The sequence below is a fragment of the Bradyrhizobium sp. SEMIA genome, assembly GCF_014844175.1.
GTDB classification, from domain to species: Bacteria; Pseudomonadota; Alphaproteobacteria; order Rhizobiales; family Xanthobacteraceae; genus Bradyrhizobium; species Bradyrhizobium arachidis.
The window spans coordinates 6,068,847-6,094,224 of sequence record NZ_CP046601.1 but is presented as its reverse complement, the minus strand read 5'-3'; the positions used below and the strand labels follow the sequence as shown (position 1 = coordinate 6,094,224).

Here is a 25,378-nt window from a genome sequence, read left to right as displayed (position 1 = left end):
CGCTCCCATGCCAAATCCTAAGCGGCCCTGAATGACCTTTTAGACTGCCGCTCACGGATGAGATGCACCAGACGATCCACATCGTCGACTGTGTTGAACATGCCGAACGAAACGCGAATGCCATCGCGTTCGGGGGAAACACGCACGCCGTTCTCTTCGAAGTAGCCGAGCCATTCTGTCGCGGGCAGGCCAACGACGTAGATGTGAGGCGAGCGATGCTGACGTTGACGTGGACCGACGAGACTGAGGTCGAGTTCGTCCAGTTGGGCGATGAGATGATCACCGAGGTCGAAACAATGGTTCTGAATGTTGGTCACGCCAATCTGCTCGATCATATCGAGGGAAGCGCCAAGCGCGTGAATTGCAAGAAGGTTGAAGTTTCCTAGTTCGAAACGTCGCGCGCTCGGAGATGGTGACACGCGATCGGCGCGCGCGATAAGGTCGTCAGGAACCTCGGCCAAGCTGGCAGCGGCAAGATAGGCAGGCTCCAACTCCTGCAGCTTCTTATCCCAATAGAGCAATCCAAGCCCTTGAGGCACGAGCAATCCCTTGTGACTGCCGGAGCCGACGAAGCTTGCCTGAATGGCTTTCGCGTCTATCGGAACGACCCCGATCGCCTGCATGACGTCGAGGATGAAATACAGCTTCTTATCCGCGCAAAGAGCGCCGATGCTCTCGATGTCGAAGCGATGTCCGGCGTGGAAGGTGACGTGCGAGAGCGAGATCGCGCGAGTCTTTTCATCGACGTGGGGAAGAAACGTCTCCGCGTTTACGACATCCGTCATCGGAAGGAAGTCGATTTGGACGCCCTTCTTTTTCAGATTGAGGAAGGCGTAGGCGTTATTTGGGTGATCACCGTGGATCATCAAAACGTTGTCGCCGGCTCGCAGAGGCAACGCATTCGCCGCGATGTTCATACTTTCCGATGTGTTCTTCGTGAAGGCAATTTCGTCGGACGCCACTCCGAGGAAACGGGCGACTTTGGCACGCGTTTGCTCAACCCGATCGAGCCATACGCTTTTCGGTCCGGCCGTCTCCATGCTTTCACGGAGGAAGGTCTCGATCGCTATCATGACAGGACGCGCCAGCGGCGTCTGGAAACCGGAGTCGAGGTAGACCATCCGTCTGGCCGCCGGGAACTCCTTGCGCACAGCTTCCACGTCGTAATGACGAGACATTCCCATCTCCATCCTTGGTCACGTCGCCCCGCATCGTCGGATTCGGGCCTAGCGGCCATCCCAACACCTGTGCGCTGCACAAACTGTGGTCGTGAGACGACAGCGCCAACGATATGGGCAAACGGCCAGGCGTCCAAGTTATTTTGCAAATTATAGTATTATTTATTCCGAAAAATGATAATACGTTGACTACGGAGGTAAGTATGGAAGAGCAAGAAAGAACGGCTGGACCGCTCGACCGGGCATTCGCCGTTGTCGGTTACGTCGCTAGTCAGACGAAGGCTCCCTCGGTCGCGGAGATCGCGAAGGCGCTCTCGTTACCCGTTCCGACAGCCCACCGGCTTGTCGGAAACTTGGAAGAACGCGGCCTTCTGCAGAAGGCGCTTGGATCGAAGCGCTACGTAGTGGGCAATCAGTTGGTCACCCTATCCGCCAAAGTCATCGGCGCGGCTTTTCGCACAGCCCGGCGACATGCGGTGCTGCGCGCAGTCGCCAGCGAGATCGGCGAACAGTGCGAAATTGGCGTCGTGCGCGACAATGTTGTCGCTTACGTCGACAGCGTACGGGTGTCTCAGCCGCAGGGACTTCAATTCAATCCCGGCGAGGCTGCTCCACTTCATTGCACCTCGACTGGCAAGATCTACATGAGTCGGTTACCCGAGAGGGCGCGCGAGAAGTTATGCCGCTCGCTCGCTTTGACGCGGTACACCGACAATACCATCGTGGATCTCGAAACCCTCCTGAAGCTTCTCGAGGAAACCCGCCGTCGAGGATGGGCCAAAACCAATGAGGAATACGTGAAGGGCGTCGTCGGCTGCGCGGTCCCCATCGTTTCCCCGGACCGGGAACTGATCGCCTGCCTTGGCGTATCGGTGCCCGTAGCGCGAGTGAGCTTCACAGAGCTGGATCGCTTCATTCCTCCGCTTCAAAGAGCCGCCGCGCTCCTGTCGCAAACCATCCTTCAGACGGACAGTGAAGACGACACATTGGAGGATACTTGATGATCCTCAGCGCCAGCCTGCTCGGGAGGAGAGAGCTTGATCGGCTGAGAACGTATCTCCATCGATGTGATCGACGACCTCCTCGATCCTCATGTCAGCTTGCGCATACTGCCATGTGTAAGCCATCGCTGACACTTTAAAAGGTCGGGGCCTCGGAGAAAGTTCTCTTGGTCTATTCAACAGCCGCGATCAAGGGCTTCTGAAATGGCTCGAGCCAAAACTCGGCGGTTTTCTGGATTGCTCACCATTGTTGCGTGGTTGCCTGGAACCGGTACAGCACGAATAGCCTCAGCATTCACAACCCGGTCCCAGCCCTGGTTTGGCAAGTCGCTTCTGAGTTGTTTGTCAGGTGGGACCTGATGACTGATGAGAGGCTCGCTCGCATAGAACTGATGTATTTCGATCGCGAGCGACGGAACGCGATACGATCGTAGCGCGCTGTGAAATGCGTCGACCTTTTGATACATCGAAACGTCACTGTGAAGATCGTGATCTGGAGCTAGCGCTCCTATTTTCTGCGCCTTTTCAAGCAACTCAGAGATGGAAGATTGTTCGGTGTTGCATTCCAAAACCTCGTGAAACTCATCGCGCAAGATTCCACAACGATCCAAAACAAATTCTCGCGCCAAATTCTTTAGTGATCCGTTTGAAGAAGCCGCAGGTAGACTAACATCAATGAACGCCATGAATGACACAACTTCATCAGCACTCAGTAACTGCTCGGCAATTGCATAAGCCAGGATTGCACCTGATGAGTATCCAGCAAAACGGTATGGGCCACGTGGCTGGATTTGTTTGATCGCAAGGATCACCTCTGCGGCCACCGCCTCAAGAGTCGGTGGACGAACGTCATCGAACGGGGGCCATGGCAGAGCGTAGACCGGGCAGTCTACATCTATTTCCGCTGCCAAACCGAGGACATACGAACAATCCCCGAAACCTGTGGGGACAAAGAAGAGAGGTGGCTGTGATCCGGTCGGTCGAACGGGAATCACCGCCCTGTTACTGGGCTGCACCTGCAAACGAATCTTCGATGCAAGCTGCTTCAGAACAGGGGCTCGGAAGAGGTCGATGGCGCTAAAACTTAGCCCAAGATTTAATGCTCGAATGAGCATCTGCACGGCCAAGAGGGAGTGGCCGCCCAGTTCGAAGAAGTGGTCGTTGCGCGCCGGGTCGGCCAATGCCTGTCATGCTTCGTCTCCAATAAAAGTCGCGAATGTGCTGCAACGCCGCCGGCGCCGTCGGCCGAGCTGCTGAAGCCCGAGCAGTTGGAGGCTCTGGTCGCACCGATCGCGCTCTATCCCGACGAGCTGCTCGCCAACGTGCTGGCCGCCTCGACCTATCCGCTCGAAGTGGTGCAGGCCGATCGCTGGCTGAAGGAGCGCAAGAGCCTGAAGGGCGATGCGCTCAAGACCGAGGTCGAGAAGCAGGGCTGGGACGACAGCATCAAGGCGCTTGCAAGCACCGCCGATGTCCTCGCCATGATGAGCGACCAACTCGACTGGACCAAGAAGCTCGGCGATGCCTTCCTCGCGCAGCAGCCCGATGTGATGGATGCGATCCAGCGCCTGCGCAACAAGGCCTATGACAACAAGAAGCTCACCACCACCAAGCAGCAGAAGGTCAGCGTCCAGTCGCAGGAAGGCAAGCAGGTCGTCGTGATCCAGCAGGCCAATCCCGCGGAGATGTATGTGCCGTATTACGATCCGGCGACGGTGTATGGCAGCTGGCCCTATGCGGAATACCCGCCTTATTATTGGGGCTATCCGTCCTATATCGGCGCGGGCGTGGTCGCGGCCGGTCTCGCCTTCGGCACCGCCTGGGCGATCGGGCGCTGGGGCAATTACTGGGGCGGCGGCTGCAACTGGGGCAACCGCAACGTCTACGTCAATCATCGCACCACCAACATCGCCAACGGCTGGCAGCACAATCCGGCGCATCGCGGCGGTGTGCGCTACAACAACGTCAACGTTCAGCAGCGCTTCGGCAACACCAACATCAAGGCCGGCGCGTCGGATCGGATGGATTTCCGCGGCCGTGACGGCAACCAGGTGCTGCGTCCGAACCAAGGTGCAGGGGACCGCGCGGGAGACCGTGCGGGCGATCGCGCCGGAGACCGTGCAGGAGACCGCGGCGGAGCCGGTGATCGCGCCGGCAACCGCGGCGATCGTCCGAGTGCAGGGACGCGAGACCGGCCGGGTGGGGGTGATCGGGCCGGTGCAGGTGATCGGGCCAAGGGCGCGAACAAGGGCGGCGGCGACCGCGCCAAGGCTGCGAACCGTGGCGGAGGAGGCAATCGTCCCGACTGCTGCCAACCGTGGCGGCGGCAATCGCGGCGGCGCGATGAATGTCTCCTCCGGCCGGTCAGCGGCGGAGGCGGCTTTGGAGGCGGCGGCCGCGGCGGTGGCGGCGGAGGCCGGCGCTCCGACATCGCGCTCAAGCACGACATCGTTCTGCTCGGCCATCTCTCGAACGGCCTCGGCTACTATCGCTTCAGCTATATCGGCAGCGACAAGGCCTATGTCGGCGTGATGGCGCAGGAGGTCGAGCAGGTGATGCCCGATGCCGTGACCCGCGGCAGCGACGGCTATCTGCGCGTCCACTACGAAAAGCTCGGGCTGACATTCCGCACCTACCGCGACTGGCTCGCCGGCGGCGCGAAGATTCCTGCGGAGGTGACGCCATGACCGGTCTGAAATCGTTCCGTCGCGCGGTGCTGCCCGGCCTCGTCGCGCTCGCGCTGTTCGGATCGGCATCGCTCGCGCAGGAATCCTACAAGACACCGGAAGACGCCGCGGCTGCGCTTGCCGCCGCGGTCAAGAGCGGCCCGAAAGACATTCTGAAAGTGCTCGGCAGGGATGCCGAGGACATCGTCTCCTCCGGCGACGAGGTCGCGGACAACGACATCCGGGCGCGCTTCACCTCGATGTACGACGCCAAGCACGACATCAAGGCGGAGGGCAACAAGACCGCGACGCTGATGCTCGGGCCGGACGACTTCCCGTTCCCGATCCCGCTGGTCAACACCAAGAACGGTTGGGCGTTCAACACCGACGAGGGCCGGATCGAGGTGCTCCGCCGCCGCATCGGCCGCAACGAGCTCGATGCGATCCAGACCATGCTGGCCTATGTCGACGCGCAGAACGATTATGCCGACAAGGACCGCGGCGAGGGCGCCGGCGTCTACGCGCAGCGCATCGTCTCTTCGCCCGGCAAGAAGGACGGCCTGTTCTGGCGCGACGACAGCGATCCGAGCCCGCTCGGCGCGCTGGCGGCGGAGGCGTCGAAGGAAGGCTATCGCGCCGGCGATGTCGGCCCCGCGCCCTATCACGGCTACTACTTCCACATCCTCAAGGGGCAGGGCCCGGATGCGCGCGGCGGCGCGCTCAACTATGTCGTCAAGGGCAAGATGATCGGAGGCTTCGGCCTGATCGCCTGGCCGGCGGAATACGGCAATTCCGGCGTCATGACCTTCCTCGTCAATCACGACGGTGTCGTCTATCAGAAGGATCTCGGCACGCGCACCGAGTTCCTCGCCGAGCGCACCACGCAGTTCAATCCCGACCAGACCTGGAAGAAGGTCGATGCCCCAAAACCTTGAACGGCGGACGCGGATGTTCCGCCTGATCGCGCTCCTGCTGCTGGCGCTCGGGCTCGCCGCGCCGACACCGTCCTTTGCGCAAGTATCCGGTCACGTCAGGGTCAAGTTCGTCAAGGCGGGCCTGCTGGTCGGCGGCGGCGCCGGCAGCGGCGTGCTGACCTATCGCGGCAAGACCTATCCGTTCAGGATCAGCGGTCTGAGCTTCGGCATCACGGCCGGCGCGACGGTCGGCCGTTTCGACGGCTGGGCCTCAGGGATCCGCGATGTCAGTGACTTCGCCGGCACCTACAGCTCCGTCGGCGGCGGCTTTGCGCTGGTCGGCGGCGTCAACGGTGTTCACCTCCGCAACGAGAAGGGCGTGACCATCGTGCTGCAAGGCCCGAAGGCGGGACTCGAGCTCGCCGCCAATATCAGTGAGATCACGATCACCCTGAAGTGAGGTTCAAGCGGGCCGCGCGGAACCAAGATCGAGAGTCAGGCGCACCGTCCTCGGATCCTCGCTTCGCGCAGGCCTGAAATCGGACTTCGCGAACACCCGCCGCATCGACGCGTTGTCGGCCAGAACCTCGGCCGTGAGCTCGCGGATCTCCTGTTCCCGCGCGATGTCGATGAGATGCCTCAGCAGCAGGGAACCGATCCCGCGGCCTTGCCAGGCATCCACCACGACGAAGGCCATCTCCGCCTCGCCGGGATTTGTGACCACATATCGGCCGCCGCCGACGATCGCGGGTCGACCCTGTTCCAGGGCCCAGGCAGCCAGCGCGACGTGATTGCTGAAATCGACGTCCATGAAGAAGGCGCGCTCCTTCTCCGAGAAGTGTCGCTTCATGACGAAGAACCGGCTCTGCAGCGAGCTCGGCCCGGTGCGCTCGATCGCGGCGAGCATGTCCGCCTCGTCGCTCGGCCGAAGCGCGCGAATTTCGACTGGGGTGCCGTCCTTCAGCGCGGCTTGCGCGCTGTAATCAGCGATTTGTGACATGCCGATGTCGCCTGGCAGCTATTGGCGCGTCAAGCAAATCGCGCCTCGTAAGCCCGTTACAGGACAAGAGCCTTTCAAGCGTGCAGGTCATCTTGACCTAGATCAACGTTCGTCCTGACCCGCCGCCGTCAATGGTCGAACGCGACGGAGAGGGCGAAACATGTCCATCGATAAGGTGCAAATTCCGGGCGGTCCGATGTCGGGCCTCGTCGCCTCGGCGGTCGAATATATGATCGACGCGGGCCAGCGCAGTGTCCTGTTCCTGGATATCATGCGCCGGCGCGGCGACCAATACAGGGAACATGTCGCGCAGACCGCGCCGCATGTTCTGCAATATTCCGCCGAATTGATCATGGACGGGCGCAAGCTGGACGATCCCGTCAACTACGCGCTGGTGCGCATCATTCCGCCCGACAATGTCGAGATCGACATGAACCGGCGGCCGTTCGTCGTGATCGATCCGCGCGCGGGCCACGGCCCCGGCATCGGCGGCTTCAAGGCCGACAGCGAGATCGGCGTTGCCATGAAGGCAGGCCATCCCTGCTATTTCATCGGGTTCCTGCCGGATCCGATGCCCGGACAGACCATCGAGCGCATCGCGCGTGCCGAAGCCATCTTCATCGAAGAGGTCATCGAGCGCCATCCCAACGCCGACGGCAAGCCCTGCGTGATCGGCAATTGCCAGGCCGGATGGGCCCTCATGATCCTGGCCTCGCTGCGCCCCGAGCTGTTCGGTCCGCTGATCATCGCCGGCGCACCGCTTGCCTATTGGGCCGGCGTGCACGGCAAATATCCGATGCGCTATTCCGGCGGCCTGCTCGGCGGGAGCTGGCTCACCGCGCTCACCAGCGATCTCGGCGCCGGCAGGTTCGACGGCGCCTGGCTGGTGCAGAATTTCGAGAACCAGAACCCGTCGAACACGCTGTGGACCAAGCAATACAACGTCTATTCCAAGGTCGACACCGAGGCGGACCGCTATCTCGAATTCGAGCGCTGGTGGGGCGGCCATGTCAACCTCAACGCCGAGGAAATCCAGTTCATCGTCGATGAGCTGTTCGTCGGCAACAATCTCGCCGCCGGCAACATCGTGATGTCCGACGGCCAGAAGGTCGACCTGCGCAGCATCAGGTCGCCGATCGTGGTGTTCTGCTCCAAGGGCGACAACATCACACCGCCGCAGCAGGCGCTGGACTGGATCCTGGATTGCTACGCCGATGTCGACGAGATCAGGGCCTATGGCCAGACCATCGTCTACACCGTGCACGAGAGCATCGGTCATCTCGGCATCTTCGTGTCTGGCGGCATCGCCAAGAAGGAGCACGCGGAGTTCTCCGGCAATATCGATCTGATCGACGTTCTTCCGCCCGGGCTCTATGAGGCCACTTTTGAAGCGAAGGGCAAGGAGACCGCGAGCTCGGAACTGGTCGTCGGCCAGTGGGTGATGCGCTGCGAGGCGCGGACGCTCGACGACATCCGCGCGATGGGCGGCAATTCCCCCGAGGACGAGCGGCGCTTTGCCACCGCCAAGCGCGTCTCGGAGATCAATCTCAAGGCCTATCAGAAATTCCTCCAGCCCTGGATCAAGGGCATGGTGACGCCCAAAGTGGCCGCGTGGGCTCACAACATGCATCCGCTGCGGCTGCAATACGAGCTGTTCAGCAGCCGGAATCCCCTTATGGCGACCGTGAAATCATTGGCCGAGAAGGCCGAGGAGGAGCGCAAGCCGGTTGCGAAGGACAATCCGTTCCTGGCGTTCCAGGAGCAGATGTCGAAGCAGATCGTCCACGCCCTGGACAGCTGGCGCGACTCGCAGGAGGCGCTGAGCGAAGCGATCTTCCTCAACGTCTATGGTTCGCCGGCGCTCCAGGCGGCGGTCGGGATCGATCCCACCTCCGTGCCATCCCAGCGGCGTGAGATGACCGCCGAACACCGCGCCATGCTCGAGAGGCGCATCGCTGAACTGAAATCGCGGATCGGCGAGGGCGGTCTACGCGAAGCGGCGCTGCGCGCCTTGCTCTATGTTGGCTCGGCGCGCGGGATGGTCGATGAACGCAGCATCGAGGCGTTGCGCCGGGTCCGCCGCGATCATGCCGGCGCGCGCATGACCCTGCCCGAGTTCAAGATGCTGGTACGGGAGCAGTTCTTCATGCTGCTGCTCGATCGCGACGCGGCGCTGGCCGCCATCCCGAAGATGCTGCCCGACGACGTCAATCTTCGCCGCGGCGCTTTCGAGGCGGTCGAGAAGGTGCTGTCCGCGAGCGAGGACGTCACCGGCGAGCGGGCCAAACGGCTGTGGCAAGTTGCCGGCTTGTTCGGCCTCGACATCGGCGGGCCTTCCGAAACGGCGTCGAATGTTGCGCCTTTCGATCCAAAGGCGAAGGCGTCGTAGCGAAAATTGCAGGGACCGGGAGCAACATCATGTCACCAGATGCGACGGCCACGCAGTCTCCCAGCAAGTACGATCGCCTGATCGCCGCTGCCAAGGCGATCCCGCCGGCGCCGACCGTCGTCGTGCATCCCTGCGACGAGACGTCGTTGCGGGGCGCCGTTGACAGCGCTGTGGCCGGCATCATCCGGCCCCTGCTGGTCGGGCCGGAGCAGAAGATCAGGGATACGGCCGCGAAATTCGGATTGGACATTTCCGGCTATGAGGTCGTCGATGCCGCGCACAGCGACGATGCCGCAGCCAAGGGCGTCGAATTGATCCATGCCGCGCGGGCCGAGCTGCTGATGAAAGGCAGTCTGCACACCGACGAGCTGATGCGGGCCGTGACGGCGAAGGTCGGGGGGCTGCGGACCGACCGGCGCATCAGCCATGTCTTCGTCATGGATGTGCCGGCCTATGCCGAAACCATCTTCGTCACCGACGCCGCGATCAACATCTTCCCCGATCTCGACGCCAAGCGCGACATCATCCAGAACGCGATCGATCTGTACACCCAGGCGAATTTCGGCAAATCGCCGCGCGTCGCCATCCTGTCCGCGGTCGAGACGGTCACGTCGAAAATCCCGTCCACGATCGAGGCGGCCGCGCTCTGCAAGATGGCGGACCGCGGGCAGATCACCGGCGGCCTGCTCGATGGGCCGCTGGCCTTCGACAACGCCATTGACGTCGAATCCGCGCGCATCAAGGGCATCAAGTCCGAGGTCGCCGGCCGCGCGCAGATCCTGGTCGTGCCCGACCTCGAAGCGGGCAACATGCTCGCCAAGAATCTCGCTTATTTCGCCAAGGCCGATGGCGCCGGCATCGTGCTCGGCGCGCGCGTGCCTGTTGTTCTGACCTCGCGCGCCGATACTCCGCGGGCCCGGATGGCGTCCTGCGCGGTCGCCGCGCTCTATGCTCATGCAAGGCGCCAGAAGGCGCCGACAGTACCGGCGTGACCGCCATGGACAGCATCCTCGTCGTCAATGCGGGCTCGTCGAGCGTCAAGTTCCAGGTCTTCGCGGCCGAGGGCGAAGGCACGCTGCGCCGGTTGATCAAAGGGCAGGTGGATGGCATCGGCAGCCGCCCGCGGCTGCGGGCGAGTGGGGCGGGCGGCGATCCCATGGCCGACCGCGCCTATCCGATCGAGGCCGTCGCGGACGTTCCGGCGGCGATGGACATTGCGGGCGAATGGCTGCGGAACGAGGTTCGCATCCATCCGCTGGCGGTCGGGCATCGCGTCGTCCATGGCGGGCCTGACTATGAGCGGCCGGTCCTGGTCGATCATGGCGTGGTGGCGCGGCTGGAGCGCTTCGTCGCGCTGGCGCCGCTGCATCAACCGCACAATCTGGCGCCGATCCGTTCGATCCTCGCCAATTTCCCTGCGGTGCCGCAGGTCGCTTGCTTCGACACCGCGTTTCACCGCACGCACGGGCCGCTGGCCGATCATTACGCCATCCCGCACCAGCTCCACGCTGAGGGCGTGCGGCGCTACGGCTTCCATGGGCTGTCCTATGAATATATCTCCCGGACCTTGCCGCAGATCGCACCTGATATCGCAAAGCGCCGGGTGATCGTCGCACATCTCGGCAGCGGCGCATCGATGTGCGCGATGAAGGGCGGACAGAGCGTCGAGAGCACCATGGGATTCACCGCGCTCGACGGGCTGCCGATGGGCACGCGCCCCGGCCAGCTCGATCCCGGCGTGGTGCTATATTTGATCTCCGAGAAGGGGATGTCGGCATCGAAGGTGCAGGATTTCCTCTACCGCGATTGCGGCCTGAAAGGTCTCTCCGGTGTCAGCAATGACATGCGCGAGCTGGAAGCAAGTCCCGATCCGCAGGCGAGGCTGGCGGTGGACTATTTCGTCTATCGCATCGGCCTCAACGCCGGCATGCTCGCGGCCGCGCTCCAGGGCCTCGACGCCTTCGTCTTCACCGCCGGCATCGGCGAGAACTCGAGCAGCATCCGCGCCCGCGTGGCGGAGCAGCTCGGCTGGCTCGGCGTGACGCTCGATGCGGCCGAGAACGCACGCCATGCGCGGCTGATCTCGACGGCGACAAGTCGCATCCCGGTCTACGTGGTGCCGACCGACGAGGAGCTGATGATCGCGCAGCACACGCTGGCGCTGCTGATGAACGGCCACTCGCAAAATCCCAGGCATGAGAGGGTGTCATGATCCCAGTATTTCCGGACAGCAAGGTCGCCCTGAAGGGGAAGAAGGGCCTCGTCGTCGGCATCGCCAACGACCAGTCGATCGCCTGGGGCTGCGCCAGGGCGTTCCGGGCACTCGGCGCCGATCTCGCCGTCACCTATCTGAACGACCGCGCCAAAAAGCATGTCGAGCCGCTGGCGCAGGCACTGGAAGCACCGATCTTCATGCCGCTCGATGTCATGGTCGAGGGCCAGACCGAAGCGGTGTTCGAGCGCATCAAGTCGGAGTGGGGCCAGCTCGATTTCCTGCTTCATTCCATCGCCTTCTCGCCCAAGGAGGCCTTGCACGGCCGCGTCGTCGATGTCGGCCGTGACGGCTTCCTCAAGACCATGGACGTCTCCTGCTGGTCGTTCTTGCGCATGGCGCATCTCGCCGAGCCGCTGATGAAGGATGGCGGCACGTTGTTCACCATGACCTATTACGGCAGCCAGATGGTGGTGGAGAACTACAACATCATGGGCGTCGCCAAGGCCGCGCTCGAAGCCTCGGTTCGCTATGCTGCCGCCGAACTGGGTCCGAAGGGCATCCGCGTCCACGCGATCTCGCCGGGACCGCTTGCGACCCGCGCGGCCTCAGGCATTCCGGAATTCGACGAGCTGATGGACAAGGCGCAATCCAAGGCGCCGTCGCGCAGCCTCGTCAGCATCGACGATGTCGGCAACGCCACCGCCTTCCTCGCGCTCGACGGCGCCAAGCTGATCACCGGCGGCGTGCTCTACATCGATGGCGGCTACCACATCATCGATTGATCGCGCCGCGCGTTGTCACGCCGGATTCGGCCGTCTGGTCACTCGGGCTGATGATGGCATATTGCCACTGTTTTGCCCGACGGGTCAACGACTTTTCGCCAAATCAGAAAAATGCATCGTGGAATCAACCCATGGCTACTGTGCATGGGGTTGTTTTCGAACTTTTGTTTCAGCGGTAGTGCAGGGCGATCAGCTCGGCGATGCAGGCGGGCTTCTTTCCGCCCTCGATCTCGATCACGAGGTGATAGTTGACGCGCAGTCCGTCGGGCGGCACGTCCTCGGCTTCGGCGACCGTGACGCGGCCGCGCAGTTTCGAGCCCGCCGGCACCGGCGCGAGATATCTGATCCGGTCGGCGCCGTAGTTCAGCGTGTTGCGCAGGCCCTTCAGGCTGAGCACCGAGCGGATGAACAACGGCGCCAGAGCGAGCGAGAGCAGGCCGTGAGCGATGGTCTTGCCGCCGGGCATCTCCTTGCTCGCGCGCTCCTGGTCGACATGGATCCATTGCTCGTCGCAGGTCGCCTCGGCGAACTGGTTGATGCGCTCTTGGGTGATCTCGATCCAGTCGCTGGCTCCGATCTCGGTGCCCACGGCGGATTTGATCTCGTCGAAGTCCGTGAAGATCCGCATGGTCAGCCTGCTCAGAGCTTCATTTCCGGAACGTGATCGGGAATGGTCAATTCCGCCTCCGTCAGCGCCAGGACCTCGCCGACGCTGACGCCGGGCGCGGTTTCCAGGAGCGTTGCCTTGCCGTCGGGGAAGCCGATCACGGCCATGTCTGTCACGACCAGGTTGACAGGCCGCGCCGAAGTCAGCGGCAGCGAGCATTTCGCCACGATCTTCGACTTGCCCTTGGCGGCGTGCTGCATGGCGACGATGACGCGCTTGGCGCCGCTGACGAGGTCCATGGCGCCGCCCATGCCCGGCACCATCTTGCCGGGGATCATCCAGTTGGCGAGAAGGCCGTGCGCATCGACCTGGAGGCCGCCGAGCACGGTGATATCGACGTGGCCGCCGCGGATCAGTCCGAACGACATTGCGCTGTCGAAGGTGGCGGCGCCCGGCAGCGCGCTGATCGGCCGCCCGCCGGCGTCCGTGAGCAGGGGATGGGCCATGCCTTGCTCGGGGATCGGCCCGGTGCCGATCAGGCCGTTCTCCGACTGGAAAAAGACCTTGAGGTCGGACGGCACGTAATTGGCCACCAGCGTCGGGATGCCGATGCCCAGATTGACGAGGTTGCCGCTGCGGAGCTCCTTGGCGACGCGCCGGGCGATGATGATCTGCGGATCCATGGCTCACCCGTTGGTGATGAGATAGTCGACGAGCGGCGCCGGTGTCATGACGTGATCGGGCGCGATGACGCCGACCGGCACGATGTTCTCCGTCGTGACGATGACGGTATCGGCGGCCATCGCCATGATTGGGTTGAAGTTGCGCGACGTCAGCGCGTAGGCGAGGTTGCCGAGATAGTCGGCGAGGAAGGCGTGCACCAGCGCGAATTGCGCCCGCAGCGCGGTCTCGAGCAGGAAGGGTTTGCCATCGACCTCGATCTGGCGCTTGCCTTCCGCAACCAGCGTGCCGACGCCGGTCGGCGTGAGCACGCCGCCGAGACCGCATCCGCCTGCACGAATGCGCTCGACGAAGGTGCCCTGCGGAATGAGATCGACCGCGATCTGGTTCGCCAGCATCTGCTGCTGGGCTTTCGGATTGAGACCGATATGTGTGGCGGTCAAGCGGGAGACCAGCGCCGCATCGAACAGCTTGCCGACGCCCTTGCCGGGCGTGGCTGCATCGTTGCAAATCAGCGTCAGCCCGGTCTTCTTCTGCCGCACGATCTCGTCGAGCAGGCGCTCCGGATTCCTACGCCCATGAAGCCGCCAACCATGACGCTGGCGCCTGCCGGGATCATCGCAACGGCTTCTTCGACGGAGACGGCCTTCATGATTGAAACTCCCGGTCGGCCGGCGATGCGCAGAATGGCGACGGTGCGATGTTGGCGCCGGCCGGTTGCCCTCCTTTGATCTGCATCAAGGCTCCCGGTCATTCCGTTCCGGGTGCGTCCACGCCGATGCTCGCGAGCGTCTCGCGCCAAAGCTTGCGAACGCTGTCGTGGCGCTGCTCGAGCGCCGCGCTCACGGCGTCCCGATATGGCGCAAGGTCTTCGCCCTTAAGGAACAGGATCTGCGCCTGCAACAGCCGGCTGCTCTCGAACTCGATACGGCGCAGAGCCATGACAAAGGGATCCTGCGCATTGGCCTCGACCGGGAGCAGCGCAGCCGGTCGGATGCCGGCGTGAACGGCATGGGCAAGCGTTGCGAGGTGAACCGCCTGGGCGAGGCGAGGATCTGCGATCCCGTCGATGGGCGCCGGCAACCAGGCGGTCTCCCAGGATGCGGCCATGTATCCCAGGGCAAGATCGGGAATCCACGAGGTGGCGCGCATCAGCAGCGAGACGATCTCGCTCTCACGATAGAACTGCGCGTTCAGTTCGGTCTGCCAGGCGGCATCGAGCCTCATGGGTAGGGTGAAGGCGAATTGCCGGGCGAGGGCGCCATGCGCCGAGATCAGGAATGCTGCGACCCGCGTCTGCTGCCGCCGTGGAATGCGGCTGTCGAAATCGAGAGGACCAAGGAAGCCGCTCATGGCAGCGCTCGCTTGACCGGGATGGCGCGCAGATGGTCGTAGCCGGCGGGAAACGGCGTGAGCTCGCCGCCGGGCTCGTCCGGCGCGATCCAGACCGCTTGATTGCCTTGCCAGCGCCCGGCCAGCACGTCCTCGGCAAAGCGCGCGAGCAGATCGGCGGTCAGCGCGCCTTTCTCCAGCGTGAAGGCGTGATAGGCCTTTGGCACGATGACTAGTGAGCTGTTGGGAATCTCGACGCGCAACGTCTCGTGCAGGCTGCGCGGCGTCAGGAAATCGAACTCACCGTTGAGGATCATGGTCGGAACCGTGATCGCTGACAGGCGCGGCGTCAGCGGCTGGAAGTCGAGGAAGGATTCCATCAGGTTCTGGAGCGCGTAGACGTCGTTGACGAGCCAGCCCTGACGTTTGATGCCGTCGAGCTTGTCCAGCAGCGGCTCCAGCCATTGGTCCGACAGGTTCATCGGCAGCAAGAGGTCCTGGAGGTAACTTGTGCCGCCGAGGATCAGCCCGGTCCGCAAGGCATTGCCGAGCAGCAGAAGCTGCGGCGTAAGTTCGGCGAAGCAGCTCATCGGCACGAGCCCGGACAGCCGCGCGCCATGCGCGATGGCATAGCGCAGCGCGATCAGGCCGCCGAAACTGATGCCGCTCAGGAAGACCGGGCCGTCGCCGAGCTCGTCGATCAGCAGGCGTAGCGCCGTGACCTGGTCGTCCTGACTGATGAAGAGCGTCGGCTTGTCGGAAGCGCCCTGGCCGAGCAGGTCGAAGGTCGCAACGCGAAAGCCACGCGCCAGCAACGCCTCGCGATAGGCCGACCAGAGTTCGGCATATTGCGTAAGCCCGTTCACGAGCACAAAGGCTGGAGCATCCGCCGGCCCGTCCAGCTCATAGCGTACCCGGTATGAGCCATGACTGAGGAAGGGCATTGCACTGGCCGGCGGCGGTTTCGATTGTGCGATCCTCAACGTCGGCAAGCACATTCCATTGAGTTAGATCAAAGCTCGCCCGGCTGTCCTGCCTAGCGTCTCGCCAAAATGCGCGAGGGAGGATTCCGTCATGATCGCGAGAGATATCGTCAGGCGCTGCTTGGTCAGCCTGGTCCTGCTGCTGGTCGGCACGGCGCTCGCAGTCGCACAACCCTTCACGCGGCGTTCGTCGCAGGTGCAGCATGACGGTTTGAAGAAAACTTACGAGATCGCCAACTTTCGCCTTGGCGGCAAGTATGACCTGTCGGATCCCTCGAAATGGGAGAACGGCGGCGAAGGCGGCGTCACGCTGGAGTCGCTCGGCGCCGGCAAGCTGCGCACCGCCTACATCGCCATCGGCAACGCCCGGCGTAACGCGGCCGGCGAGATCACCAATGCTGTCGTGATCAACTCCTATTATTCCGGCGACTCCACCGACATGTACGAGCAGTGGGTCAAGGGCGCCGCATTGTCGGGCGGGGTGCCGATCATCGGTCCGGGCCGGCCGATCGACACCGATCGCTATTACGTCATCATGGTCGATCCGCTCGGCACCTGGGGCGCGAGCAAGCCGTCTGACGGACTCGGCATCAAGTTTCCGCAGTACAGCTACTACGACATGGTGCAGGCGAATTACCGTCTGCTGCGCGACGAGCTGAAGGTCGCGCGCGTCGCGCTGGTCACCGGCGTCTCCATGGGCGGCACGCAGACTTACGTCTGGGGCGTGATGCATCCGGAATACATCAACGCCCTGATGCCGATCGGCGGTACCACGCAGTCGGATGGCGAGGACCCCGTCGGCAACTGGACGTTCCAGATGATGACGGCGGCGATCGAGTCCGATCCCGTCTGGCAGTCCACCAACGGCGATTACTACAAGCTGCCCAAGGAAAAGCATCCGGTCCCGGGCGTTGCATTCGGCTGGTCGATCCTCGGCATGACCGGTTACGACTTTGCTTTCCGCACGACCCAGAACTGGCCAGCGGTGCAGCCGGAGATCTTCTATTGGGATCCGCCGAACGAGAAGGCCGGCTTGAACGTCACCAACCGCGCCAAGCTCTATGACGCAGTCGACCTCGTCTGGCGCAACCGGGTCGGCGAGACGCACAACATCAACCCGTATCTCGGCCGCATCCAGGCCCGCACGCTGGTGATGCACATCACCAACGATCTCTGGCTCAACTTCAAGCTGGCGCAGAAGGCGGTCGATCGCGTGCCCGGTGCGGACCTGATCGCGCAGGAGAGCCCGGTCGCGCACTACGGCGTGTTCCCGATCATCAACCAGCGCAAGAACGATCCGAAGTTCGTCGCCTTCATGGACGACGTGGTGGCGCTCGACCGCGCCCAGAAATTCGTCGACAAGAATTACCGCGTGCCCGACGTCGCGCAGAACATCGATCCCAAGAAGTCGTTCTGGAAGGCGTATGTGACCTATCCCTATCCGGTCAAATTTGCCAACGCCAAGGACAAGAGCGGCAACGCCTGGGAGATCGGCTACATGGACGAGTATGCCGGCACCGACAAGGATCCGAAGGTGCTCGTCATCATCCACGGCAAGGGTGCGTTCGGCGGTCACTACGGCAACATCATGCAATACGCGCTGCGCAGCGGCCTGCGCGTGATCGTGCCTGACCTGCCGCATTATGGTATGTCGGGGCCCGGCAATCTCGACAAGAGCCCGGCGCGCACCATGCAGGACATGCGCGAGGTGATTTACGACCTCGTCGTCAACCAGCTCGGCGTCAAGAAGGCCTATTATCTCGGTCACTCGCTCGGCGGTCAGTTCGTCGTGGGCTACGCCCTGACCTGGCCGGATGCGGTGCAGGGCCTCGCTTTGGAAGCGCCGTCAGGCCTCGAGGAATATCCGCGCGAAATCACCATCGCCAAGGACAAGAAGGCGCCGCTGTTCGATCCGACCCTCGGCCGCGACTTCGACAAGTGGAGGCAGGTCTGGGACCAGACCGGCATCCTCGCGGCGGAAAAGGCGCGCGACGAGCAGAACATCCGCGACTTCTTCTATTTCAAGAAGCGTGACCCCAACACCGGCGTGGTCTCGACGGCGAAGAGCGGCTATTTCTTCAGCGACAGCGAATATGCCCGCCTTCACACCGAGCAGCGCGTCGGGCTCACCAAGGGCAACCCCAAGGAGCTCGAGCAGTGGTGCAACGTCTTCATCTTCGACATCTACACGATAGGCGCGGAGCTGCAGCAGGATGACCCGAAGAACCTCTATGAGCGGGTCACCCAGATCAAGGCGCCGATCTTCCTCGCGTTCGGCGACAAGGAGCCGTTCATCCCGACACCCGCGTTCAACGGGCTGACCGACCTCGGTCGTGACGTCATCACGCCGTTCATGACGCGAATGACGAATGCCGGCAATCGGCCGATGCTCAAGATCTATCCGGAGACCGGACACTTCATCCACACCGACAACCCCGTGGAATATTCCGCCGATGTGGTGGACTTCGTGACCAAGGGAACGGTCGATACCTCGTCGCCGCAAGGCACCGACCGCATGATCAAGGGCGCGGTGGTGTCGGCCTTGCCGGTGGCGCCGACGCCGCCCGGCGCGGCGCCGACGGCCGGCCTCAACAAGTAGGACCTGTCGATGCCGAGAGTGCAGGCGGGCGAGGTGCAGCTTGGCTGGCGGGAGTGGGGGCGAGGCGACGTCACGGTCGTCTTCGTCCACGGCAATCTCGCCAGCAAGGACTGGATCGAGCTCGCGGCGCCCTTGTTTCCAACCGGCTTGCGCGTCATCGCAATCGACTGGCGTGGTTGCGGTGACAGCGACCGGCCGAAGCCGACTGCGGATTACGCCAACTACTCCATGCAACAGCATGCCGAGGATATGCTGGCGGCGCTCGATGCGCTCGATATCGGCTACTGCCACCTTGCGACCCATTCGACCGGCGGCATCATCGCCGCGCGCATGCTGTTGATGCAGCCGCAGCGCTTCGGCCGCGTCTTTGCGCTCGATCCGGTGACGCCGCTCGGCATGGCCTTCAACGCCGAGCAGATCGGGTTGTTCAGGGCGATGATGGCGAGCAAGGAGCTGACGCGGTCCGTGATGGCGACCGCCGCCTCGTCGCTGTTTGTTCCGGAGAGCATGGCACCGAACATGGTCCCGCGCTTTCGCGAGGGGCTCGGCGAGATCCAGGCGCTGTTCGACCGGATCATCGAGCAGACCTTCGGCGTCTCGGAGGGGGTCTGGATCGGAACGCCGGTCAACCTGACGCGCGAGAAGGAGAGCCGCGAGCTGGAGCGGCGCATGCCGGAGATCCGGCATCCGCACCTCGTCTTGTGGGGCGAGTGGGACGGCTGGATTGCGCCGGCTGATCTGCGCGCCATGGCCGAATCGATGCCGGACTGCCGCCTGGTGGTCGTCCCCGGCATCGGCCATTCGATGAACCTCGAACGGCCGGCGCTCTATGCTGGTTATTTCGGAGCCTGGTTCGGAGGACTAGCCGCTTAACCCCCAACTCCTCGAAGGGAGAGACGTCATGGCAGAAATCAATTCGTCCGTCGAAGGTATCCGCACGGCTTTGGCCGAAGCGCTCGGCCGTCTGCGCAAGGCCAATGCGGAGTATTTCGAGATGCTGGAGAAGGGACTTGCCGCTTCCCCGCTGCCGATCGCAAACCAGGCCAAGGAATTTTCCAGCTTCATGCAGCGCAACGTCACCGCCACCTTCGACCTCGGCGATAAGCTGATCCAGGCCAAGGACATGCAGGACGCACTCAAGCTCCAGGCCGATTTCTTCCAGGACCAGATGCGGGCTTTGACCGACCAGGCGAGGACCGTGGGCGAATCGGCGATGAAAGCCGCTGGCGGCCTGTTCACCCCGAAGAGTTGACACGCCGGACGGTCATGGGCGGGTCGAAGGACATGGCCGTGATAGTCTACTCAGAGCCGCCAGACGCGAGGTCCGGCGGCTCGGTCGTCGCTCTGCTGTCGCGATCGTGTCGTCGCGGCGTGCGCTTGAGTGCCGCCTTCGCGCGTTCGCGCATGCGCTGAAAGACCACGTATAGCATCGGCACCAGGAAGATCCCGACTGTGCTTGCGGCCAGCATGCCGGCGAACACGGCCGTGCCCACGGCGCGCCGGCTGAGCGCGGCGGCGCCGGTCGCGATCACGAGCGGCAACAGGCCAAGGATGAAGGCGGCCGACGTCATCATGACGGCGCGAAAGCGCATATGAGCGCCCTGGATGGCGGCTTCGTGAAGCGCGACGCCAGCCTCGCGCTGCTCCTTGGCGAATTCGACGATCAGGATGCCATTCTTGGCCGCGAGGGCGATCAGGACCACGAGGCCGATCTGGCCATAGAGGTCGAGATTGAGGCCCGCGAGCTTGATGCCGAGATAGGATCCCAGCACGCCGACGACGACCGAGAGCAGCACGGGAATCGGGATCACCGTGCTCTCATAGAGCGCGACCAGGAACAGATAGGCGAACAGCACTGCGAGCATCAGCACGATGCCGGTCTGGCCCGCGGCCTGCTGCTCCTGATAGGCGGTGCCGGTCCACGCGAAGCTGTAGCCGGACGGCAGCACGTTGTCCGAGATCTGCGCCATCGCGGCGATCGCGGTGCCCGAGGAGATGTTCGGCGCGGGGCTGCCGTTGATGGTCACCGAGCGATAGTTGTTGTAGCGGGTGATGACTTGCGGGCCTGTCACGATCTTGAGCCCGGCCAGTGATCTCAACGGGACCATCTGGCCCGTGCTGTTGCGCACATAGATCCGCCAGATGTCGGAGATGTCGGCCCGGTCGAACGCCTCGCCTTGCAGGTTGACCTGCCAGGTCCTTCCGAACAGGTTGAAGTTGTTCACGTAGATTCCGCCGAGCGTGGCCTGGAGCGCGGTGAAGATGTCGCTGATCGTAACGCCCAGCGCCTGCGCCTTGCGGCGGTCGATGTCGAGGTAAAGCGACGGATTGGTCGCGGTGAACGTGGAGAACACACGTGTGAGCCGGGGATCGGCATTGGCCGCGCCGATCAGCGCGTTGGTGACGCTGGAGATCGCGGCCGGACTCTGTCCCTCCAGCGCTTGCAACTGATATTCGAATCCGCCGCCGGTGGAGAGCCCGATGATCGGCGGCAGGTTGAACGGCAGGACGTTGGCCTGCCGGATCTGTGCTCCGGCCGCAAACATCTTGGCGATGAGCGCCTGTGCGGAATCCGCCGCCGTGTTGCGATCCGCGAACGGCTTCAGCCGCGCCACCACGAGCGCGCTGTTCGGCTCGGAGGCGCCGTCGAGCAGGGAAAACCCGATCACCGCGAGGACGTGGTCGACCGCCGGCATCTGTTTCAGGACGGCCTCGACCTGCCGGGTGACCTCGCTGGTTCGCGCCACCGAGGCGCCATCCGGCAGCTGCACGGAGGTGAAGAAGGCACCCTGATCCTCCTCGGGGAGGAACCCTGTCGGGGTCACGAGCGACAGGCCGAAGATCCCGGCAGCGAAGAGCGCCACCAGCAGGAGCGACAGGGTGGCCATGCGCACCAGCCGGCCAACGGCGCCGCTGTAGCGATCGCGCACCCAGTCAATTCCGCCGAGCACGCGGCCCATGACGCCGCGGCGCGGACCGCTGTGCCGCAACAGCAGCGCGCAGAGCGCCGGGGACAGCGTCAACGCATTCAATGCCGAGATCATCATGGCGGCGCTGATCGTCACCGCGAATTGGCGGAACAGCGTGCCCGAGATGCCGGGAATGAACGCGATCGGCACAAACACCGAGAGCAGCACCAGCGTGATCGCGATGATCGGCGCGGTGATCTGGCTCATTGCCTTCTTGCTGGCTTCGGCCGGGGACAGCTGAGGCTCTTCCGCCATGACGCGCTCGACATTTTCCACCACGACGATGGCGTCATCGACTACGATGCCGATGGCGAGCACCATCGCGAGCAGGGACACCGTATTGGCCGAATAGCCGAACACGAGCAGGACGGCGAAGGTGCCGATGAGGCTGACCGGCACGGCGACGGCCGGAATCGCCGTGGCGCGAAGGCTTCCGAGAAACAGATAGACCACGACCACCACGAGGACAAACGCTTCGCCCAGGGTGCGCAGCACCTCGGCGATGGTATCCCGCACGAAGGTCGTGGAGTCGTATTGCACGAGATAGCTGAGGCCCGGAGGGAACCGGGTCGACAGCCGCTGCATCGTGTCGGCGACCGCGCGCGCCGTGGTGACGGCGTTGGCGCCCGGCGCGAGGTAGATCGCGATCGGAACGGCTGCGCGCCCGTCGATCCGCGCTTCGCTGTCGAGATTCTGCGCGCCCATCTCGACCCGGGCAACGTCACGCACCAGCAGCGAGGATCCATCCGGATTGGCGCGCAGCACGATGCTCGCGAACTGGTCGACGGTCGCCAGCCGGCCCTGGGTCTGGACGTTGAACTGGAATTGCTGGTCGTCGCTGATCGGCCGCGCGCCGATGCGGCCGACGGGAGCCTGGACGCTCTGCGCGCGGATCGCAGCGATCACGTCCGACGGGGTCAGGTTGAGACTGGTCAGCCGCTGCGTGTCGAACCAGATCCGCATCGAGTAATTCATCTTGGCGAACAGGTTCGCCTGGCCGACGCCGGGCGTGCTCGCAATCGCGTCGAGCACGTTGATGATGGCGTAGTTGGTGATGAAGAGCGGGTCCTGCTGGCCGTTCGCGCTGTAGAGCACGAGGAACTGCAGGATCGACGAAGATCGCTTCTGCACCGTCACGCCCTGCTGCTGCACTTCCGTCGGCAATTGCGACTGGGCGCTCTGCACGCGGTTGTTGACGTTGACGGTGTTGATGTCGGGATTGGTGCCGAGCGCGAAGGACACCGTGAGCGTGTAGCTGCCGTCATTGCCGCTGGTCGATTTCATGTAGAGCGCGCGGTCGACGCCGATCACCTGCGCTTCCAGCGGCTGTGCGACGCTGCTCTCCACGACCTCGGCGGAGGCGCCGGGGAACGTTGCGGCGACGGTGACCTGCGGCGGCACGATGTCCGGAAACTGCGCCACCGGAATCTGCGTGAGCGCCAGCGCGCCGGCGATGGTGATGACGAAGGCGATCACCATCGAAAGCCGGGGGCGGTCGATGAAGACGCTCGAAATCATGGGCGGCTGCCGGGGCGCGTCGGAGCGGACGCGCCATGATCGCCCGGCGAAGCCGCGCCGCTCGCCGGAGCCTTCATGCTCGACAGGATCAGCGCGCTCGCCGGCTCGGGAGCGACGGCCTGACCCGGACGGACCCGCTGCAGGCCCTCGGCGATCACCTTCTCGCCGGCTGCAAGCCCGTTGATAACGGAAGCGATGGTCGGCGTCGACTGTCCGAGCTGGATGCGGCGCTGCTCGGCCTTGTTGTCGGCGCCGACCACGAGGACGTAATCGCCGCGCTGGTCGGACAGCACAGCCGAGCGTGGGATCGCCAGCACCTCGACCGGCTGGACGCCTTCGAGCACGACGGTGACGAATTCGCCGTCGGTGAGCTCGTGAACCGTCACGCCTGCGGCTGATGGAGCGCGCAGGATCGGATTGGCGATCTCTCCGCGCACGGTGATCGTATCGGTGTTTTGCGCGATGCTGTTGTCGACGAAATTGAGCTTGCCCGATTGCCCGTACATGCGCCCGTCGGGCAGCCGCAGCCTGATAGTGACCGCTTCGAGGCCGCCTTGCGGGCCGTATCGTTCGCGCAGCTCCAGGCCCTGACGCAGCGGCACCGGAAAGGTGACATACATCGGATCCTGGCTGACGATCGTGGTCAACACGCCCGAGCTTGGACTGACGATGTTGCCTTCCGTCACGGCCGTGCGTCCGATCTTGCCGTCGATCGGCGCGCTGATCACGGTGTAGTCGAGGTTGATCTGGGAAGCCTCGACCTGTGCCTGCGCGGCCTTGACCTGGGCCTCCAGGCTGCGCTGGTTCGCGATCGCTGCGTCGTAGGTCGATTGCTGACCGGCCGGCCCGCCCAGCAGGGTGCGTGCGCGCTCTGTCGTCAGCTTGGCATTCTCCAGCGTTGCCTCGAGCTGTACGACCTGCGCCTGCTTGGACGCTACGTCAGCCTCGAACGGCCCGCGCTCCAGGCGATAGAGCTCATCGCCCTTCTTGATCTCGGCCCCTTCGGTGAACAGCCGCTGCTCCAGGAAGGCGGTGACGCGGGCGGCAATGTTGACCCGATTGACCGCCTCGATCCGGCCGAGAAACTCGGCGGTCTCGGTGATCGGCCGCTGCGTCGCTTCGACGACGCCGACGACAGGTGCCGACGGAGCAGACTGGGCCCGCGCCGCCCCAGTGGCTGCCAGCATCAGCAGGCTTGCCGCTAGCAGCCTGGTCGGGACGTCAGCAAGGTTCATGCTCGCTCCTTGCTCCAGGCTTGAGGCCTGACGGCTCGATCATCGACCGAAAGACAGCGTTAGTCCCGCGCGGTGCGGTCGCTGCGCGCCGGCTCGTCGTAGCCCTTGCGCTGACTGTAGAACATCAGCGCGATCAGGCCGCAGCCGGACACCAGAACGAGGATCGCCGCCACGGCCAGGATGACGTTGCCGTAGGTCGGCATCGCCGGGGTCGATCGCCAGACCGAGAGACAAAACCAGCTCGCCGCCACCAGCAGCGCTGCCAGCACGGCGGCGAGGACCCATTGGCTCTTGTTGCGCACCATGTCCTCCCTCATCTTGGTGTGATCCTCGGGAGGCACCTACCAGCGCCATCCGCAGTGACGGCGGCTGCCCGTCGGTCGGCATCGGCTGGAACGGCGCGCGCTCGCGCACCAGCGCCAGCGGCCCCCATCCCCGGGCCGTGGACCCGGCCCCCCATCCTGGCCCCCACTGTGCCTGCGTCACGTCATCCAAGGGCTCGCTGCCACGTCCGGGAGCGGGATCGACCGGCATCGCGTTCGCGACGCTGACGAGGCGAGCGCCGGCGGCGCCGATCGCAGCGGCGGCAAGGGCATTGGTTGCGAAGCCGAGGAAGGCGCGGCGGCTGGAAGCGTCCATTACGTTTTCTCCGTTGTTATGCGGTCGTCCGTGCCGATTGCAGCGCGTAGACCAGCCATGCCAGGCCGTGGGCGATCAGGTCGACGCCGAGCAGGAATCCGAGCGCCCAGGCGCTGATGGTCGGGAAGCCGAACAGGATGAGCACGCCCGCGACGATCGCGAAGGCGCCGGAGATCAGCATCGTCCAGCCGTTCTGCCGCCAATGGGCAAAGCTCAGCATGAATCGGATGACGCCCGATGCGAACAGCACCGCGCCGAGCAAATTGGTCAGGATCAGCGCGCCGGAGGCGGGCTGGGTGAGCAGCAGCAGACCGAAGGCGAGATAGAGCGCGCCGAGCAGGACCTGCCAGAGGAATCCGCCCCATCCCTTGGTCCAGAAGGCGTGCGCAATCTCGAACGCGCCGGCGGCGATGGCGGTCAGCCCAATCAGCTTGACGCTGATGATGGTCGCGAACACGACGTCACCGAGCGCGAGAGCGCCGGCGGCGATCAAGACAATGCCGAGCAGCGCGCAAACCCAGAATGGCGGAGGCCCCAGAGCTTCGATGCGGGAGCGGCTGTCAAACACCGTCATCGCCATCCCTCCAGATCCGAGATGATCGGCACGCTTCGGATGGTAGTGGTGAACCCGCGCCGTCGACATCCGACGAAACCCTGAGCCATGAGCCGG

The 25,378-nt window shown here is 63.9% G+C and carries 21 protein-coding genes and 2 pseudogenes; 11 read left to right on the top strand and 12 right to left on the bottom strand.

All coding sequences use genetic code 11. The features are described from left to right. Nucleotides 1-17: 17 nt before the first annotated feature. Nucleotides 18-1,178 carry an aminotransferase class V-fold PLP-dependent enzyme gene (locus FOM02_RS29585; RefSeq protein ID WP_265440341.1) on the bottom strand — a complete coding sequence of 387 codons (1,161 nt, stop codon included), beginning with the start codon at nt 1,176-1,178 and terminating at the stop codon, nt 18-20. Nucleotides 1,179-1,381: 203 nt separating this feature from the next. On the opposite strand from FOM02_RS29585, the gene FOM02_RS29580 reads away from it, so the two are divergent. Further along, nucleotides 1,382-2,179 (top strand): IclR family transcriptional regulator, encoded by a 798-nt coding sequence (locus tag FOM02_RS29580; protein ID WP_027562295.1) that lies wholly within the window; start codon nt 1,382-1,384, stop codon nt 2,177-2,179. Between the two features lie 176 nt (nt 2,180-2,355). Here the strand turns inward: FOM02_RS29580 and FOM02_RS29575 are convergent, their stop codons facing one another. Then, the gene (locus FOM02_RS29575; RefSeq protein ID WP_265440340.1) at nt 2,356-3,360 is read right to left on the bottom strand and encodes a thioesterase domain-containing protein; all 1,005 of its coding nucleotides are present in this window, start codon (nt 3,358-3,360) and stop codon (nt 2,356-2,358) included. Between the two features lie 3 nt (nt 3,361-3,363). Between FOM02_RS29575 and FOM02_RS29570 the strand changes: the two are divergent. From FOM02_RS29570 to FOM02_RS29560, 3 genes and pseudogenes are all read left to right on the top strand, one after another. Beyond that, a pseudogene (locus FOM02_RS29570) lies at nt 3,364-4,866 on the top strand (DUF3300 domain-containing protein). Continuing rightward, nucleotides 4,863-5,780, top strand: a complete 918-nt coding sequence (locus FOM02_RS29565) for a DUF2950 domain-containing protein (RefSeq protein WP_027559044.1) — start codon at nt 4,863-4,865, stop codon at nt 5,778-5,780. The pseudogene FOM02_RS29570 and the gene FOM02_RS29565 overlap by 4 nt, the downstream one beginning before the upstream one ends. Continuing rightward, nucleotides 5,764-6,219 carry a hypothetical protein gene (locus FOM02_RS29560; protein ID WP_027559045.1) on the top strand — a complete coding sequence of 152 codons (456 nt, stop codon included), beginning with the start codon at nt 5,764-5,766 and terminating at the stop codon, nt 6,217-6,219. The genes FOM02_RS29565 and FOM02_RS29560 overlap by 17 nt, the downstream gene beginning before the upstream one ends. A 3-nt stretch (nt 6,220-6,222) precedes the next feature. On the opposite strand, the gene FOM02_RS29555 is transcribed toward FOM02_RS29560, so the two are convergent. After that, entirely contained in the window at nt 6,223-6,759 is a 537-nt protein-coding gene (locus tag FOM02_RS29555) for a GNAT family N-acetyltransferase (protein WP_027559046.1), read from the bottom strand. 160 nt (nt 6,760-6,919) lie between these two features. Here FOM02_RS29555 and FOM02_RS29550 point away from each other — a divergent pair, with 160 nt between their 5' ends. The 4 genes from FOM02_RS29550 to fabI are packed head-to-tail and all read left to right on the top strand — an operon-like array spanning nt 6,920 to nt 12,145. Further along, nucleotides 6,920-9,148, top strand: coding sequence for a DUF3141 domain-containing protein (locus tag FOM02_RS29550; protein WP_027559047.1), 2,229 nt, complete (start codon nt 6,920-6,922; stop codon nt 9,146-9,148). A 29-nt stretch (nt 9,149-9,177) separates the two neighbouring features. Next, a complete protein-coding gene (locus FOM02_RS29545) occupies nt 9,178-10,140 on the top strand; it encodes a phosphate acetyltransferase (protein WP_027559048.1) in 963 nt (320 codons plus the stop codon). Nucleotides 10,141-10,145: 5 nt separating this feature from the next. Further along, nucleotides 10,146-11,360: an acetate/propionate family kinase gene (locus FOM02_RS29540; RefSeq protein ID WP_027559049.1), complete on the top strand. Its 1,215-nt coding sequence runs from the start codon at nt 10,146-10,148 to the stop codon at nt 11,358-11,360. After that, nucleotides 11,357-12,145 (top strand): enoyl-ACP reductase FabI, encoded by a 789-nt coding sequence (gene fabI / locus FOM02_RS29535; RefSeq protein ID WP_027559050.1) that lies wholly within the window; start codon nt 11,357-11,359, stop codon nt 12,143-12,145. Before FOM02_RS29540 ends, fabI begins: the two co-directional genes overlap by 4 nt. A gap of 169 nt (nt 12,146-12,314) precedes the next feature. On the opposite strand, the gene FOM02_RS29530 is transcribed toward fabI, so the two are convergent. The 5 genes and pseudogenes from FOM02_RS29530 to FOM02_RS29510 all read right to left on the bottom strand — a co-directional run bounded on the left by FOM02_RS29530 (nt 12,315) and on the right by FOM02_RS29510 (nt 15,709). Then, complete coding sequence (locus FOM02_RS29530) at nt 12,315-12,773, bottom strand: MaoC family dehydratase (RefSeq protein WP_027559051.1); 459 nt, start codon at nt 12,771-12,773, stop codon at nt 12,315-12,317. A gap of 11 nt (nt 12,774-12,784) precedes the next feature. Continuing rightward, on the bottom strand, nt 12,785-13,435 hold the full coding sequence (locus FOM02_RS29525; RefSeq protein WP_027559052.1) for a 3-oxoacid CoA-transferase subunit B: 651 nt from the start codon (nt 13,433-13,435) through the stop codon (nt 12,785-12,787). Nucleotides 13,436-13,438: 3 nt separating this feature from the next. Beyond that, a pseudogene (locus FOM02_RS29520) lies at nt 13,439-14,085 on the bottom strand (CoA transferase subunit A). A 98-nt stretch (nt 14,086-14,183) separates the two neighbouring features. Continuing rightward, nucleotides 14,184-14,786 carry a hypothetical protein gene (locus tag FOM02_RS29515; RefSeq protein ID WP_027559054.1) on the bottom strand — a complete coding sequence of 201 codons (603 nt, stop codon included), beginning with the start codon at nt 14,784-14,786 and terminating at the stop codon, nt 14,184-14,186. Beyond that, on the bottom strand, nt 14,783-15,709 hold the full coding sequence (locus FOM02_RS29510) for an alpha/beta fold hydrolase (RefSeq protein ID WP_027559055.1): 927 nt from the start codon (nt 15,707-15,709) through the stop codon (nt 14,783-14,785). The genes FOM02_RS29515 and FOM02_RS29510 overlap by 4 nt, the downstream gene beginning before the upstream one ends. 130 nt (nt 15,710-15,839) lie before the next feature. Between FOM02_RS29510 and FOM02_RS29505 the strand changes: the two genes are divergently transcribed. From FOM02_RS29505 to FOM02_RS29495, 3 genes are read left to right on the top strand one after another with little or no spacing between them, the layout of a single operon-like run. Then, the gene (locus tag FOM02_RS29505) at nt 15,840-18,347 is read left to right on the top strand and encodes an alpha/beta hydrolase (RefSeq protein WP_027559056.1); all 2,508 of its coding nucleotides are present in this window, start codon (nt 15,840-15,842) and stop codon (nt 18,345-18,347) included. Nucleotides 18,348-18,356: 9 nt separating this feature from the next. Continuing rightward, nucleotides 18,357-19,220, top strand: a complete 864-nt coding sequence (locus tag FOM02_RS29500; protein WP_027559057.1) for an alpha/beta fold hydrolase — start codon at nt 18,357-18,359, stop codon at nt 19,218-19,220. Between the two features lie 28 nt (nt 19,221-19,248). Further along, a complete protein-coding gene (locus tag FOM02_RS29495; protein WP_027559058.1) occupies nt 19,249-19,599 on the top strand; it encodes a phasin in 351 nt (116 codons plus the stop codon). Nucleotides 19,600-19,645: 46 nt separating this feature from the next. On the opposite strand, the gene FOM02_RS29490 is transcribed toward FOM02_RS29495, so the two are convergent. The 4 genes from FOM02_RS29490 to FOM02_RS29475 all read right to left on the bottom strand — a co-directional run bounded on the left by FOM02_RS29490 (nt 19,646) and on the right by FOM02_RS29475 (nt 25,282). Further along, complete coding sequence (locus tag FOM02_RS29490; protein WP_051377980.1) at nt 19,646-22,834, bottom strand: efflux RND transporter permease subunit; 3,189 nt, start codon at nt 22,832-22,834, stop codon at nt 19,646-19,648. After that, a complete protein-coding gene (locus FOM02_RS29485) occupies nt 22,831-24,069 on the bottom strand; it encodes an efflux RND transporter periplasmic adaptor subunit (RefSeq protein ID WP_035729959.1) in 1,239 nt (412 codons plus the stop codon). The genes FOM02_RS29490 and FOM02_RS29485 overlap by 4 nt, the downstream gene beginning before the upstream one ends. Nucleotides 24,070-24,128: 59 nt before the next feature. Beyond that, complete coding sequence (locus FOM02_RS29480) at nt 24,129-24,386, bottom strand: hypothetical protein (protein WP_027559060.1); 258 nt, start codon at nt 24,384-24,386, stop codon at nt 24,129-24,131. A gap of 338 nt (nt 24,387-24,724) precedes the next feature. Next, on the bottom strand, nt 24,725-25,282 hold the full coding sequence (locus FOM02_RS29475; RefSeq protein WP_027559061.1) for an HdeD family acid-resistance protein: 558 nt from the start codon (nt 25,280-25,282) through the stop codon (nt 24,725-24,727). Nucleotides 25,283-25,378: the final 96 nt, after the last annotated feature.